The following is a 14,990-nucleotide window of genomic DNA, read 5'->3' on the forward strand; positions in this document are numbered from 1 at the left end:
GGATGACGAGGACGGGCTTGAGGCGGGAGGGCGTGGCAATCGGCTCTTCGCTCGCTACCATAGAGAATATTGCACCCTTCTAGCATAATCGGCGGTGTGATGCGTTCCTCAACGAACCATAGGCGGATATGCTGGAGCGCCGTCCAACAGGTTGTTGTCTCGACAGGCAGAGCCTCGATCCCTCGTGCTGACCACCTTCCCGCTGCCACTAGTCCGTGCTGACCGCAGGGTTGGACTACCTTTATAGGGCCTTGTCGTCAACGTCTGGGGCGTGCCACTTGACCGAGTCTTCTGTGGGGATCACTCGACCGGGATGCCAAGCAGCTTAATCCGCTGTAATCGATCGACCAATCCGCATCTGCGTAAGCTGGATGGCGATCGTCTCTGACACACGACGGCATCAAGGCTGCAGTCTCGGAAGTCCTACGATAACTTGGCAGCGCTGCAGCGCTGTAGGCTTCACGCCACGAGCAATGCGTTGGGCCCATGCTGGCAAGACCGGTCAACGAGACAATTCCCACGGCCGCCATCGGTTACTGGTCGCCGTCGCCAACGGGTGGTATGGTATTAGGTTCAACCTCGCTACCAAGCGTAATGAACGTCAGATAACCCGCCGACAGCAGCATCGCGATGACAAGGATGGTCAGCACGAATTTGATCATGCCTTTGCTGGCTTTTTGTTCGGTGTCGCTCATAGGCTTGCAACAACACAGCCGCGAAAAAGTTCCGCTACGCACCGCCGCCATATGGATCGCTCTCGTCATCGCCGCGATTTGCCTAAGCGTGTCGCGCAAAAGTGTGCAGGGGGTTGCGATAACGACATGCGAAAACAAAAGCTTAAAGCGTGGCAAGCGAATCCGAAAGGTCGCGACATAGTTTAGCCGGTCAGTTATCGCTGAATGTAATTTTGTGCTGGGGATTTTTGTGCGCAGAAGTCTCTATAAATGTGCTGAAATGTGTTCACGGCATGCATTTTCTAGCGACAGGAAGCAGATCCTTCCATGGGACTTCGACAGCTCTAAGTCCAATCGGTCCTCGCGAGAGTGACGCGCTTCTCGCTATTGCCGTACATCGGCCCCGTATGGAATGGGATCTTTAGCCGGCCGATCACATTGCGATAGCGAGGGGCCGCCATTCTCGAACGTCAGGTGTTGCCATCAGTGGTCGGGGAAAGAACATGCGTTCCCCGGCCAGCGACAGAATGTATCTGGTGTGCGCTGCCAACTATATGGAATCGTCGAGTTGATTGCTTGCTGAAGGCGTAGATGAGGATCAAAACCCAGACCGCAGCTGCGATGCCAGACATAACCGATAAGAACGCTCATCCTCAGCTCGCCCGCCTGGCCTTCGCGCGAGCAGCACCCAGCATGCGCGCACGGATGACTCCAAGCTCGAACTCGCTGATAATGCCCTTCATGCCAAGCAATAGTCGATCGTTTGGCAGGCAAGGGTTACAGACGCCGTCCAAGTTGGTGTCTTGCCGAATCAACATAGACTGTCGTAGCGCCGGTCGGACCATTGAGGGCATCGCGGAAGGTGGGGGAGTGTTTCAGGTTTGCCTTTAAAATCAAGGGCTGGTTCGAGGGCGAGAGCTCTCATACGCAGAACGTCTGCAAGCCATTGTAATCGCGGATGAAATCACGGTATTTCGAGAGAAAATCTGGTGGGCGATGAGAGAGCGTCCACCATCCGCTTAAAGCCTTGATTTTCTTGATACAGGCCAGCGGCAAGTGAGACACGATGTCTCACTTCTGTGTCTCTGCATTACACAGGATTGGGAAGCATGCAACAGGCACGAGCGCTCGTTGTCGCAGGCGCAAAGTCCGACGATCAGATTTGCTACGAATTGGAGATACAAGCGGTGGGGCAGGAGGGAGCGCCCACCATCGCTCAAAAGCCTTAGAAGCCGGGCTTTCTTGGATGGCTAGGGGGACACAATGTCCCCCTTTTGCGTCTCTGCATTGCACAGGACTGGACAGCATGCAAGACGTACGAGTAGCCTCGCGCAGGCATGCAAGGGAGGTCCGAAGCACGGCCATGCCCGTTCCATGCGCAACAAACCCGCGACAGGGGGTTGATTTTTTATCGCAAATCAGAACAAAGTCCGAACATTCGGGAAGTAAATGATTTGCTGCCCCGGCCATCGGCCGAGCCTGGGTGTCAAGGCAGGGGTACTGTCCAGTCAAATCTGTCGATATCCTCGCTTAGGGCTTTATTCTCTCTGTCAATCTGCGAGGTTGGCGGAGTAAATATTTGAGCGGAGAGAAAACTCTATGGTCTACCGAATTGCGGACTTGTTTTGCGGCGCGGGCGGCATGACCTTGGGCTTCGTTGACAAGCGCTTTGGCGGTGGATTTCGGCCTGTTGTGGCGCTCGATAATGATGGAGCGGCAATCCGGACGCATGCCGAAAATTTTGGGGGCGATTCCGTACACGCGAACATCGAGGAGTGGTTCAAAACTGCTCGTGTACCTGAGGTTGACGTTGTTGTTGGCGGCCCGCCTTGTCAGGGTTTTAGCCTTCTCAACAAGGCACGTACCGGAGACGAAAGACGTGCGCTTTGGGAACCATACCTTGAAATTGTAAAGGCTAGTTCGGCCAAAATCTTTGTTATGGAGAATGTCGCTGAGCTATACCGTTCTCCTGAGCTAGATGAGATCAGAGCACGCGCTCGCGAGATGGGTTTTGAAACCGTCGCAACTATCTTAAATACCGCCAACTATGGTGTCCCTCAGACGCGTAAGAGGACAATTGTCATAGGGTGGGACACTGCCATTCTTCCGGATGGAGTTGAACTCCCGCTCGTTACCCATGTAGATCCTAATGCGCGGGATGGCAGTAATCTCCCTGTTTGGAGAACTGTTCGAGACGTTATTAGTGACTTGCCCGGAGAGGCCGTAGGCACTGAAATTGGGGACGCCTTCCCGCTCGACCTCCATTTTGGTCGGATGCCGACAGCGAAGAGCTTGCAGCGTTACAAAGCTGTCCCACCGGGTGGGAACCGTTTCGATCTCCAGAGGAACGCTCCTGAAATCACGCCTGATTGCTGGCTGAACAAGAAATCTGGGGGCACTGACCTTTTTGGGCGTCTTTGGTGGGACAGGCCATCGGTTACTATAAGAACGGAGTTCTTTAAGCCGGAAAAGGGGCGATATCTGCATCCATCCGAGCACCGCCCGATTACTCATCGTGAAGCTGCCCGCTTAATGGGCTTTCCCGACGACTTTAGCTTCACCGGATCAAAGGTGGAGGTTGCGCGTCAAATTGGCAATGCAGTCCCACCCCCATTCGCCGGTGCCATTTCTTCGGTCGTCAAAGCTGCCCTAGACAGAATGAAAAGCGCAGAACGTGGTAAATCAAATAAAGCCGCCTAAGGATTCGAATGCCCATCTAGCCGAACTCCAAGCTCTCTTAACTGACTTCGCCAGTGAACTTCAGAGGTCTGATCTGAGAGAACGGGTACGGGCTCTGGTTCCATCGTTCGAAGCCATTCGAAAGCTCGGGGTCTCACTCATGCCCGAGAAAGCAGACGACGCGGCTAGAGATCGAGTTTTAGCTTATTTCCAGAAGTATCCGCAGACCGTTTTGGACGGTGATGAATTGATGGTTATTTCCGGCATCGGCGAGTGGGCTCGACGGGTACGGGAGTTGCGTGTTGAGGATGGCTGGTTGATCAACACCGGCACTACCTATCGAGAATTGGCGTTAGACTTGGAGGAGAACGAGACCGCCGAGCTTGTGGAGCAGCTGAAGCGCGATCTTGGTTTAGATCCATTTTCGATGCGGCCTGACCAATACATTCTTGCTTCAGATACGCAAGATCGCGACGCCGCCTATCGGTGGCGCCAATTGAATAAAATCCGCAAATCGGGCGGTAGCGTTCGCGACAAGGTACTTGAATACCTTAAGTTGAATGTAGAGAGGCCAGTTTCAGGAGAGGAACTTCGCTATCTCTCTCCTCGCACAACGGAATGGGCCCGGCGAGTTCGAGAACTGCGGACAGAGTACGGATGGGCGGTTGCATCTCGGATGAGCGGGCGACCTGATCTTGCTGTAGGAGTTTATGTTCTGGAACATGACCGACAGGCGCGTCCGAATGATCGGAAGATTAACGACGCCGTGCGTGTCAACGTGCTAAACCGAGACAACCATAAGTGTCAAGTTTGTGGCTGGGACTACAGCCAGAAGAAACCCGGCGATCCTCGAAATTTCCTTGAACTTCATCACCTATTGCATCACGCAAAGGGCGGCCAGAACATCGAGGAAAACCTTATAACCCTTTGTAATACGCACCATGATGAAGTCCATAGTGACCCTGCGGCCGAAAAACGCGTTGAAGAAATTATGCTAAAGATTCTTGCGCAAACCGCACAGCACATCTGAAATTTCGTTCATGCCCGCAGCTAGACTGCATGTCCAAATGACGTGGACTGACCATCCTTGAGATCGGAGATCGCTAATATTCTTCTGGTCTCTGAGCTTGTTTTTCTCGATTTTCTGCTGCCAAGTACTTGAGTTCGTCTTGGGAAGTGATGCGCGGCGGCAATCGTGACCATGCCAAAAGCATCCGTTCACGAATACGGCGACCTTATATTTTGGAAGAACGATATCTGGCCTACCAGGAAGGCGACTATCATTCTTTCGGAAGCGAAAACCTTGGTTGAACAACTTTGACCGCACCAGTTTTTCAGGAGAGGTCTCAGTCGCTCGTATTTTAGCCATGTTCGCGGAGCGAGCAGCGGGAGTGAGGTGGTCCAAGGTCTTTCTCCGCGTGAATCGCCGGGGGGCGTATGATGAATGCTCTAAAAGGGACAGTGACATACTCCAACCACTGACGGTGAAAAAAAAGGGAACTGCGTATCCAGCGAACGAAGCAGCCTCGGAACATGCCCGGGCGGGAAGCCCAGAATAGCCAGTTCACAGGGCGCTAATCAGTTTTTTGATAGAAGCGTCTAGCTTCGCCTCAGCATAGGTCGGATTGATTGTGTTTTCGGGATGGTGAATGCAATGGCGCACATATGTGCATTCTGAAACCGTATGCGATTTTCCCGACACGGCATGTACCCATGTATGATCACTCGGAATGCCCTTGCTCGACAAGAAACTGTCAACGTCTGAAAACTTTTCGAAATTGTGCTTTGATTGGAGGTAGCCGTACAACTCATTGTGGAACTCAGCCGTCGGCATGGCAAAGGCTTTGAAATTGACCTCGCCGAACGACGGGCTCCACGGAAACAGGCCTGCGCCCGCCGCTTGTTGCTCGACTTCTATCGTGCTCGTTGCTGAGGACGAAAACACGTTCGTTGTCCCGAACTTTACCAGCTTTTGGAGCAAGTAAGGGGAATGGCTGCTGACGACAATTTGGCAGTTCTTGGCTTCTTCAATCAGGAGGTCAGCGAGCTTCTTTTGGGCAGTTGGATGCAAGTGCATTTCAGGTTCGTCTATTAGTAGTATTTTGTCACCCTTCGCGGGGTCAGAAAGTAGTCGCTGAAGCAGCAAAGCTAATACGAGTTCGACCCCCGAACCAAGGTTTCGGGTTGTGATTTGTTGAACTTCGTTTTCAGCACGGACAGCAAGAAACGCCGATGAAAACGGCTCCAATAAGGACAGCAATTCCAGTCTTAGGTTCTTGAAATGGGCATTGTCGAAGAAGTCGCTGAATTGCTCGCCTAACTTGGCACCTACTCCCTTCTGTGCCGTGTCCAGCGCCCAAATGAAAAGCTCCTTTGTAACCTTGGAAGCGTAGTCCGCACTCGTCCCTTCCTCGCGCAGCTTCTTCTGGTATCGCCAATTCAGATCATCGCAGATCGCATCGAAGGTCGTACGGTACGTACCGCTTACGAGATGGCGAGCGCGGTTCTTGTCAAAGTAGAAGACGTTGATGCCATTCGGCCCTAGCTTGTCGGTATCAAGCGTTAGTTCTCGCGGGTCCACGGACTTTGTGTCGCCTGACTTGCTTTGGACGTGCGGTTGGCCATCGCTTTCGTTGTAGTAGGCGTTTTCGTCCAATGAGTAATGGCTTTTTGCTGAAATTGGCGATGACAGGAGTTTTCCGGCTTGCTTCCTGTCCCTTGGCTCCGCAAAGAACTTCAGTCCGGTACAGTTGAAGTACTTCCCCTTGTAGAACTCCAATTCTGATTTGACGCTAAATCTGTCGGTTGTGCCCGCTATTGAAATCGGCTTCACGAAGTCGTTGAAGTCTCTGATGCTCAGTTTGTTCTCGGCTTTGTATCGCCCGCTGAACAGGTAGTCTAATGCCTCAAGAACCGACGTTTTCCCTGTTCCATTGTTCCCGACAAACAAGGTTAGGCCGCTACCAAGGCTACCGTTCGGAACCGCCAATTTGATTGTCTTCGCAGAGAAACAGCGGAAGTTTTCAATTGAAAGTTCGCGTACAAAAGCGGGGCCGTCGTACATCCGTGCTCCTAGAGATGAGGGACTTCGCTTCTACACGCCAAGTCGTATCGCAGATGCATTTACGTATGGATCATCCAAGTCGTGCAGGACACCGGTCTTCCCCGCATCGACTTCGGAAGTGTGACTGCAAGCTCTTTAGAAATGCTGAAAACTATATTTTTATACGAGAGGGTATTTACGTTCATTCGTGCGGCCGTTTCCCCCATTGGGTGCCTTTGGCCTGACTGTACTAAAGCACCGTCGGGGTAGTGCTTACGATCTTTTGAATCCACAGTTGTTTCAGGCGAAGGACATAAGAGCCGGGCAGGGGGGCTGCGTCCGTAGGGGTATACCGTAACGTACAACCAGCACTGCGCACAAAAATGCGACCGTAAGGGTTGATTTCATTCAGCGGACATGCATTTTAGCGGACACCACCCTAACGAGCGAGGATTTGTCCGTGTCCAAGACAGTGCTGTATGCCCGCGTATCGACTATCGACCAGACGCTAGACCACCAGCGAACGCAAGCCGAGCAAGCAGGCTTCGTCATTGACGAGGTATTTGCGGACCATGCCGTATCAGGCGTCAGCACCAGACTTCGGGACAGAGCGGAAGGTAAGCGGCTCTATGACAGGCTCCGTCGTGGCGATGTGCTAGTAGTCCGCTGGGTCGATAGGCTGGGGCGTAACTACGAGGATGTAACAGACGCCATCCGGCACTTCATGCGGGAGGGGGTCGTCATCAAAACCGTGATCAATGCCATGACGTTCGATGGGGCGACGGCAGACCCGATACAGCAGGCCGTCAGGGACGCGCTGATCGCGTTCATGGCCGCGACGGCGCAGGCGCAGGCCGAAGCGACGAAAGCCGCTCAGCGGGCCGGGATAGCAGCAAAGAAAGACGACCCGAAAAAGTACCGGGGCAAGAAGCCGAGTTACAGTCGGGAGGCGTATGAGCAGGTGGTGAACATGCTGGCAATCGGCAATGGTGCTTCCGAGATTGCCAAGGTCACGGGCTTGTCCAGACAGGCGGTACTCAGGATTAAGGGCGATCCGACTGCGATGGAAACTGCTTTGGCGAAATGGGGCTTATGAGGCGGCAGTCTGGACCGGATGCTTTGATGGGGTAAAGGGTGGCGCTGCCTGCGTCATCCGGCCTGCATCTGCTGGACACTGCCTTTGGTATAAATCAAAAACTAGCTCGTGAATACAATGCCTTAGCGTTCCGGACCCTTTTAGGAATAGCTACTGCTGTATCAGTATAAGCAGATTACCGTATGGTAATATGAACAGTTATTGTACAATTAATGTACTAGTAATGTACCGGAAATCATGTCGGCAATCACAATCATAAAAATAAACAATTCATCTATGATTTCTGTACGATCACCGACACGATAAATGCCTACCATGGCATGAACTAGTACAGTTACATATTCTATAAATAATTGATAATGTTGATTTATAACATGCATGTGTATAATATACGGCAATGCTGGGATGTTGTATTGAACAAGCAGCCACCGGCAACGACCCACGGAAACAAGACTATCTACAGATGTAAGCATAGATATAACTATAGGCTATCTGGTTCGTGCATGCGGCACACGAACATAACTGAAGGCGTGGTATGCTTTGATGCAATAGGTGCGATTGCGAGCGTCTATACCGTCACCGGATAGCGGATAAGATTACAGGTTTGAGGTACCGGACTGATATGCGGGATGACCAGCATTTTTAATGCGCCAGCGAAGCAAAACAGAACGTAAGATCGTCAGTCGGAGTCCGGGCAGGCAGATTGTTTCTAGGTCGGGGTTCATTCGAACGGAGAGGCCCGTCAGTGGGCAAATACTCTGCCGGACGATAAGTGGCGCCAAATGCCCCTTACGGCTCGCCCATGATCAAATATGGGAATTTCGGCGCGGGCTAAAATTCATGCAAGCCAGTGATACTACTGTACTTTATAAGCGCTTCGGATTTTCAGTGAAGCTGGACAGAAGCACCACTTTAGTTCACGAGCATCCGAACTGAGGCATGCCATTCAGGATTGACACCCTTTTCTGAATACGGGAAATATCGGTTGAGCCGTACGTGCGGTTCAGGGGCGTAGTAACCCCTCATGACTAGGAACGTGCCACTGAAATGGCACCACTCTTCGACCTATGGTCGGGGAGCCTGCGGCGTATGCAACAGGTTCTCCGAACTAAAGGCCGTAGGGCCGTGTCATGCGGTTACTAACTCCCCGATCACCAGAGATCGAAGGGCATTCGCGGGGACGCACCGCGCCTAACGTCCTTCCATACGGGGGACTATTTCCCATGCGATCGAACACATCATCTGTAAGGGCAACTGCGCGCAGGCAACTGCATCAGCGAACTTGCTCAGTTTCGTTTATGCGGACAACATTGCGAGCGTGCATTCTCGCCGCTGGCTTACTAGCCACACCTACCGGCCTCTATGCAGCCTGCGGGTTTGAGGGGATACCCGAACAGTACCGCCCATATGACCTGTCGGAAAGCGCGACGAAGATAATGGGCCGACCTGTCATCGGTGGAGAAGCAGCAAGCACGCGGGCAGTACGGGAATGCCACGAACAACAAGCCCGCCAACTTTGGTATCAGACGCTAGGTTTCGCCACAGACACCAATACTGAAACCCTGTACCAAGGCGTAGCTGATAGCTTCAAAGCGGGCGGCAGCATTGCCCTCAATCTTCTCGCCTCATACAGGCGGGCGTACGATAATCCCGTCGATCCAGATTTCGACCCGCTTCGGTGGCTTGATGACAACCCGGAAAAATACCAGATCGAACTACAGCACCTATCCTCGTTTGCAGGTACAGGATCGGACGCCGAAGCTCTCGCACTTCTGGTAGACGTAACCGAACGCAAGGCCGCTGAGAAGCGTATTCAGCGAATGGGTGCGGCGGCACAGTTAACCGCTAGAGCAATCGCAGCCCTGCCAGACGTCGCACTGCTACTAGTCATTGTCGCCGCACTCTGCATTCCGCTGAGGGCAGCTTTCCGGCGCACGGGGAGATCAGTGCCAGCGACGGCGAACACATAACTGCAACGGGAGAACCAATAATGACAAACAAGGCGATGGCGCTAACACAGCGTCAAGTGAAAGCACTATGCCTTGGTGCAGCGCAAGCCGGGTTCGTGGCTGAAATCCTTATCAATGGGGCATTCATTCGGCTCGTACCACAGGATGCGCCACCATCGCAGGTCTACAAGTCTCCAGAACAGTTACGAGAAGAGGAGCTAGACGACGAGTTGGAGAGGTTCAAGAAGAAGCATGGCTACACCTGACGTAACAGGTTTCAAGTTCGGAGCCAACGTTACCGGTCACTAGCGTCCTGCTTCTTCCCAGGGCGGCGCGTCCGGCTCCGGGGTCTGCTTCTTGCATTCGTGCTTTTTGTCGTCAGTCCTGAAGGGCAGGTTCGAGTTTCTGTGCCGGAACGCTGTACTCCAGCTTCTGTATAGCTTCGTTCAACTGTTGAAGCGTATAGCCCTGCTTGAAATAGTTCTGGTGCGTCACTCCTTGCCGCGTATGTCCGACAAGCGCCTGTACAACGGCAAGATCAACCCCGGTCCGCATAAGCTGGGTCACGACGGTATGTCGTAGGCTGTGGAAAACCAATTCTCTGCTTTTGATACCAAGTTCCGGTAGCAGGCGGGTATTGAAGTGATGCCCGAGACGTCGACCCCAGCCGTTTTTGGGATCGTACGTAAAGGTGGGGAATAGCTTCTGTTGTCCGAGGCGTTGCTTGTCGGCGACATAATTCGGCAAACCCAACTGGACCAAGCGCGGGTGCATCGGGACAAGTCGGCGGGAGGCTTCTGTTTTCAGGCTCTTGCGGTCGCCCTCGTCATTGAAGTCAAAGCACCAGATCCCGTCAACCTGCTGAATATCCTTTAGGTGAAGCTGTGCTATCTCGTTGAGGCGGGCACCCGTGTAGATGCCAATAAGTGGACCCCATTTTTGGTAGTCTTTATTGGCAAGGCCGCTCTTGTTGGTCAACACGGCGGTGATTATCAGCTGTATCTGGTCGGGCGTGAAGGCTGCGCGGCTGTCCTGATTGCGCGCCTTGTTCTGCTTGATGGTCAACCCGGCAAAAACGTTCTGGTCAACGTGCCCGTTCTGCTTGGCCCAGTTGAACAGGTCGCCATAGCTCTGGAGGTACTTGTTGACTGACGTGGTATGCAGCGTTGGTACGCCGGGCAAGCCGAGGATTTCAGACAGGGGGCGACCGCTGGTCTCTTTCATCTTCTCTCGGTTCTTAGGGTAAGCCCTGAGCGTGTCCTTGACCTTCTTGGCATCCATAGCGCCAAGGGTTTTAACGTCTGTATCGGCGCCCAACATCTCCTTCAGTAGTTCGAGATGGCTGAGCTTTTCGCTTTCGGTCTTGTAGGCCCAGTTTTTCCCGTCCCGTTTTTCGTCAACGTAGCCCGTAATGGTATCGGCAAGAGACATACCATTCTTTGTGACGGCTCGGCCTGCTATCTGTGCCGGCCCGCTGATATGCTGTTCTGGTGGATCAAGGTCGAAGTCCGCAGCCTCCGCATCATATGCGAGCACGTCTTGAAGAAAGCGTCGGCGGCCTCGTTTCACATCCCGTTCAAGCTGCTCGTACTGGTCCGTGCCCTTGGAGATATCGAGGCCGTACTTTTCAATGAAGCGAGCCAGCAATTCATCATCGGGTTTGGTCAGGGAGAGTGGTGTTCCTCTTTGGATTGCCTGTTCGACAACCTTCAGGTCGGTCCGGTAGATGTCACGGTCGAATGCGCTCAAGCCGCCCGTAGCATCTATCTCTTTCTTAGTTGCGTCCCTCAGTGCCCGAAAGTGGTTCTGGAGGGCTGTACGCAGATCCTGGTAATCCATGCGATAGGCAATTCCGACATTATTATATTGTTCGCCTATGTGGATCATCAGCCGGGACAAGCGCAATGCTTTTCGTGGGTCGCGGGTCTGTAGCGACAGCTTGATGTCAGATGGTAGTTTCTGTGGATGAATTTCACGGGGAAGGGGCCAGCGCAGATAGAATACGCCGTTGCGCGACTTCAGAATATAAGTGGGATTGTGCAAGCCAATGTCTCACTCGAATGGCTCACTGACCAAATTCAAGACTTAAGGCTTTGATCTAAAGTGGAATGGTGGGCGATGAGAGACTCGAACTCCCGACATCCTCGGTGTAAACGAGGCGCTCTACCAACTGAGCTAATCGCCCTCGATGCTCTGTGTCATCGTTCGGTGCAGCGTCTCTAACGATATTGAGAAAGAACCGCAAGCCTCTTTTTTGAGTTTCTGTGCAATTTGCTTGTGGGCGCCGCTCTTCCCCATAGCGGGCATTCTCTGTAGAGGTGCGGTTGAAAAAATTCGGAGCGAAAATGACGACGCGAGAGAAGCGGCTGGCCCTTCGGCAGAGCACCCCCAGGACATTTCTGGATTATGCCCACACGGAAGAAGCAAGATTGCTTCCCGATCGCGGCAAGCTTCTCGACAATCTGCCGAAAGGCGGGATCGTTGCTGAGTTGGGAGTTGCAGAGGGCGCTTTTAGCGAGGAGATCGTTGCGCGCAACCAGCCGCAGCGGCTTTACCTCATCGATCCCTGGAATATGGACCGATACTCAGAAGGTCTTCTAATCATCAATGGCAAATTCGGACAGGAGATCGCCGAGGGCAGCGTTGTCATTCGCCAGGGTACGTCGCTCGATATGCTGTCCCAGTTCGACGACAGCACGTTCGATTGGCTCTATATCGACACCGATCACTCCTTCGCGCTGACATGGCAGGAGCTCCTGCTGGCGGATCGCAAAGTGAAGCCGGATGGCAGAATCGCCGGTCATGATTTCTGCACGGGTAACACGGTCAAACCCGTCGTTTACGGGGTCGTCGAGGCGGTCAACAAGTTCTGCGTGGAGTACGGCTGGCGCTTCGAATTTCTGACGCTCGAGCCGGATGCTCACTTTTCCTATTGCCTCAAGCGCATCCGCGCATCGCGATAGCCGTCAGTCCCTTACATATCGATCGTGCCAAGCTCCTGCCTGGCTTCCAGATACCACTCGACGAAAGCCTTGGCGCCTATTTCTAAAGGTGTGTTCGGCTGGTAGCCCGTCAGGGCCAGGAGAAGGTCGGGGCTTGCAAAGGTGCGGGGCACATCGCCCTTCTGCATGGGAAGCATGACGTGCTTTGCTTCCCGCCCCATCGCATTCTCGACCTTCTCGATGAAGTCCATGAGGCTGACCGGCTGCCCGCCGCCGATATTGACGATGCGGAAGGGGGCCTGATGCGAAAGGGTTTCAATTCCTGCGTCAGTGACGCGGCTGGTTTCTGACGGAATTACGTCCGACAACCTGACCACGGCTTCGACCAGATCGTCAATATAGGTGAAATCGCGGCTCATATTGCCCTTGCCGTATATCTCGATGGGCTTGTCCTCGATCATGTTCTTGACGAACTTGAAGAGCGCCATGTCGGGCCGGCCCCATGGGCCGTAGACGGTGAAGAAGCGGAAGGCCGTGGTCGGAATCTTGTAGAGATGCGAATAGCTGTGCGCCATCAGCTCCATCGACTTCTTGCTGGCGGCATAGAAGCTCAGGGGCTCGTCGGCGCGGTCGGTCTCGCGGAAGGGGACGGTCTTATTGGCGCCATAGATCGAGGAGGTCGAGGCGAGCATGAGATGGCGAAGTTCGATACGGCTCGCCAACTCCAGAATGTTCCAGGAACCCTCGATGTTCGAACGCAGATAGGCTTGCGGATTTTCGATGCTGTAGCGCACACCGGCTTGCGCGGCCAGATGAATGAGAACATCCGGCTTTGCTGCCGAAACGGCGGCCTCCAGCGCTGCCTTGTCTTCGAGCATGGCAACGACTGGACGGAAGGCAGGATATTGCATCAGTGCGGCATGACGCATCTCCTTCAGCCTGACATTGTAATAGGGTGTCAGTCCGTCGAAGCCTGTTACCTCATGCCCGTCCTGCAACAGCCGGCGGGCGAGATGAAAGCCAATGAAGCCTGCCGTTCCCGTAATGAAGTAGCGCATTTCTACCTTTTTCTCGGATCTCCTGCCGATGGCAAGTAACCGAATCCGTATTTGATCGCTTCACTTATCGGATAGATGCTCCAGAGATCAACAATCACCTGGATTTTCGGGGCTTTTAAGCGCTCCAAGATGAGCGCGCAATGGGTTCCGCTTCGATTACCGGAGCTGATGTCCGTGGCAATCTTGAGATCGTCGCGTGAGCAATCGGCTCGAACACATATATCTATTTCTATTGCGATATCTTGCCACCTTCGCCGGAGGAGCCTCTGATAAGTCGTTTCCTCGCGGAGTGATGTGACCGATGTTTGTGGGATCGCCGCCGCGATGGCGCAGAGTCCGCTCAGCCCTCCCACAACAGGACGAGGTCGGATTCAGAGAACGGAGCATCAATGGCTATATGCTCCCACCTGCTGCCGACACCGAAAACCTAATTGCTTGAATGCGCTTCATCGCTTGAGCACCCAAACGGTCTTGCCGTTCTGCGACGCTTCGATGCCGGCTTTGGTCCGGGTCAGTCGAAGGCATTTTTCGTCATCCCCCGGCCGCGGCCTTATGCAAATCCCGTCCGGAGCGGCCCTCCACGTCGGACTTATACTCACCAGGCTGTCGCTGATGGTTCCACCGCCGTCCGGACGAAACACGAGGATGTTTGAGGCTTTTCGTTTGACGACGACCATCTCCCACGGCTTGCCATCGGCGATGACGCTGGAAAGCGGTTCTTCGGCTCGCGCCGGTGCGCCGGCGAAAATAGCAAGGACAAGCAATGGCATGAAAAATTGGCAAGAAGAGACGTCGCCTGGCAAGCGAGCAGTGGGCATTACGTGTTCCTTTGCGCGAGTATGACCCTCTGATGGCAGGTCGTGATCGAGGGATAAAATTGAGCGAGCGGAACGTGGCCATGCCCTTTCGCCGGTGGTGATGTTGTCGCGATATTCTCCAACGCGCTCGGCAAAGTCATCACGAGATATATTTTGATTTGTTAAGCGCGCCGGGCCGTATGTCTCCGCATAGCCGTCACGCTGTGGGATCATGGCGCATGTTTGCGGCAGCGCAAGTGGTACAAGCGCTGCGTACCGGCATATCCTACCTGGCGTTTCGCCATCGTCACATCGCAAGTCGTTCCGAAATCAAAATGAGCATCACGATCGGACCGCCGAGAAGGGCTCCGAACAGGATCGTCGCGAAGAACAGGTTTGCGAGCAGGTGAAGCATGGTCTTGCGCGTCATGGCTGCATGCCGATCCTTGCAGGGTCAAAAAGGACAGGCCCCAGTTTCATCTCGGCCATCCGCACCTTGCCTGTCCAGACATCGACGATCCTTTCGTCCCATCTGAAGATGAGGATGATCAGCCTTTGCCCGGCGTCGGGCGTGCCGCATGCCGCCTCGAGTATCACGAAGGCAATGTGCTTGGATCCGATAACTACCAGCGCCGCAGCTGCTCTTGCCGTCCGTTTCGAAGTCATAGCCCTGTTCCAAAAGTTGAGGTCGGATGAGGTCATGCCCTGCCGTTTCCAGGTGAACGCTTTTCCATTTGGGCTCCGACAATTGC

General features: G+C 53.7%; 14 protein-coding genes and 1 tRNA gene. 6 read left to right on the forward strand and 9 right to left on the reverse strand.

Features of this window, described 5'->3' with window-relative positions:
• Positions 1–533: 533 nt before the first annotated feature.
• On the reverse strand, positions 534–764 hold the full coding sequence (locus tag J2X71_RS36680) for a hypothetical protein (RefSeq protein ID WP_310390330.1): 231 nt from the start codon (positions 762–764) through the stop codon (positions 534–536).
• Between the two features lie 1,509 nt (positions 765–2,273).
• On the opposite strand from J2X71_RS36680, the gene J2X71_RS36685 reads away from it, so the two are divergent.
• Positions 2,274–3,374, forward strand: a complete 1,101-nt coding sequence (locus J2X71_RS36685) for a DNA cytosine methyltransferase (RefSeq protein ID WP_310390331.1) — start codon at positions 2,274–2,276, stop codon at positions 3,372–3,374.
• A gap of 139 nt (positions 3,375–3,513) precedes the next feature.
• Positions 3,514–4,383 (forward strand): HNH endonuclease, encoded by an 870-nt coding sequence (locus tag J2X71_RS36690; protein WP_310390332.1) that lies wholly within the window; start codon positions 3,514–3,516, stop codon positions 4,381–4,383.
• Here J2X71_RS36690 and J2X71_RS36695 read toward each other — a convergent pair.
• Positions 4,348–4,821: a very short patch repair endonuclease gene (locus J2X71_RS36695; RefSeq protein ID WP_310390333.1), complete on the reverse strand. Its 474-nt coding sequence runs from the start codon at positions 4,819–4,821 to the stop codon at positions 4,348–4,350. The genes J2X71_RS36690 and J2X71_RS36695 overlap by 36 nt on opposite strands.
• Before the next feature lie 96 nt (positions 4,822–4,917).
• Positions 4,918–6,417 carry an AAA family ATPase gene (locus J2X71_RS36700; protein WP_310390334.1) on the reverse strand — a complete coding sequence of 500 codons (1,500 nt, stop codon included), beginning with the start codon at positions 6,415–6,417 and terminating at the stop codon, positions 4,918–4,920.
• 439 nt (positions 6,418–6,856) lie between these two features.
• Here J2X71_RS36700 and J2X71_RS36705 point away from each other — a divergent pair, with 439 nt between their 5' ends.
• From J2X71_RS36705 to J2X71_RS36715, 3 genes are all read left to right on the forward strand, one after another.
• Positions 6,857–7,492 (forward strand): recombinase family protein, encoded by a 636-nt coding sequence (locus J2X71_RS36705; protein WP_310390335.1) that lies wholly within the window; start codon positions 6,857–6,859, stop codon positions 7,490–7,492.
• 1,436 nt (positions 7,493–8,928) lie between these two features.
• Entirely contained in the window at positions 8,929–9,462 is a 534-nt protein-coding gene (locus J2X71_RS36710; RefSeq protein WP_310390336.1) for a hypothetical protein, read from the forward strand.
• Between the two features lie 20 nt (positions 9,463–9,482).
• A complete protein-coding gene (locus J2X71_RS36715; RefSeq protein ID WP_310390337.1) occupies positions 9,483–9,707 on the forward strand; it encodes a hypothetical protein in 225 nt (74 codons plus the stop codon).
• Between the two features lie 112 nt (positions 9,708–9,819).
• On the opposite strand, the gene J2X71_RS36720 is transcribed toward J2X71_RS36715, so the two are convergent.
• Complete coding sequence (locus J2X71_RS36720; protein ID WP_310390338.1) at positions 9,820–11,484, reverse strand: site-specific integrase; 1,665 nt, start codon at positions 11,482–11,484, stop codon at positions 9,820–9,822.
• Between the two features lie 66 nt (positions 11,485–11,550).
• Positions 11,551–11,626 (reverse strand) — tRNA-Val (locus tag J2X71_RS36725).
• Between the two features lie 160 nt (positions 11,627–11,786).
• On the opposite strand from J2X71_RS36725, the gene J2X71_RS36730 reads away from it, so the two are divergent.
• Entirely contained in the window at positions 11,787–12,404 is a 618-nt protein-coding gene (locus tag J2X71_RS36730) for a class I SAM-dependent methyltransferase (protein WP_310390339.1), read from the forward strand.
• Positions 12,405–12,415: 11 nt separating this feature from the next.
• Here J2X71_RS36730 and J2X71_RS36735 read toward each other — a convergent pair whose 3' ends face one another.
• From J2X71_RS36735 to J2X71_RS36750, 4 genes are all read right to left on the reverse strand, one after another.
• Positions 12,416–13,441: an NAD-dependent epimerase/dehydratase family protein gene (locus tag J2X71_RS36735; RefSeq protein ID WP_310390340.1), complete on the reverse strand. Its 1,026-nt coding sequence runs from the start codon at positions 13,439–13,441 to the stop codon at positions 12,416–12,418.
• Positions 13,442–13,887: 446 nt separating this feature from the next.
• Complete coding sequence (locus J2X71_RS36740; RefSeq protein ID WP_310390341.1) at positions 13,888–14,472, reverse strand: hypothetical protein; 585 nt, start codon at positions 14,470–14,472, stop codon at positions 13,888–13,890.
• 73 nt (positions 14,473–14,545) lie between these two features.
• Positions 14,546–14,668 (reverse strand): hypothetical protein, encoded by a 123-nt coding sequence (locus J2X71_RS36745; RefSeq protein ID WP_310390342.1) that lies wholly within the window; start codon positions 14,666–14,668, stop codon positions 14,546–14,548.
• The gene (locus J2X71_RS36750; RefSeq protein WP_310390343.1) at positions 14,665–14,904 is read right to left on the reverse strand and encodes a hypothetical protein; all 240 of its coding nucleotides are present in this window, start codon (positions 14,902–14,904) and stop codon (positions 14,665–14,667) included. Before J2X71_RS36750 ends, J2X71_RS36745 begins: the two co-directional genes overlap by 4 nt.
• Between the last annotated feature and the right edge of the window lie 86 nt (positions 14,905–14,990).

It is taken from the genome of Rhizobium sp. 1399 (assembly GCF_031455475.1).
Lineage (GTDB): Bacteria > Pseudomonadota > Alphaproteobacteria > Rhizobiales > Rhizobiaceae > Rhizobium.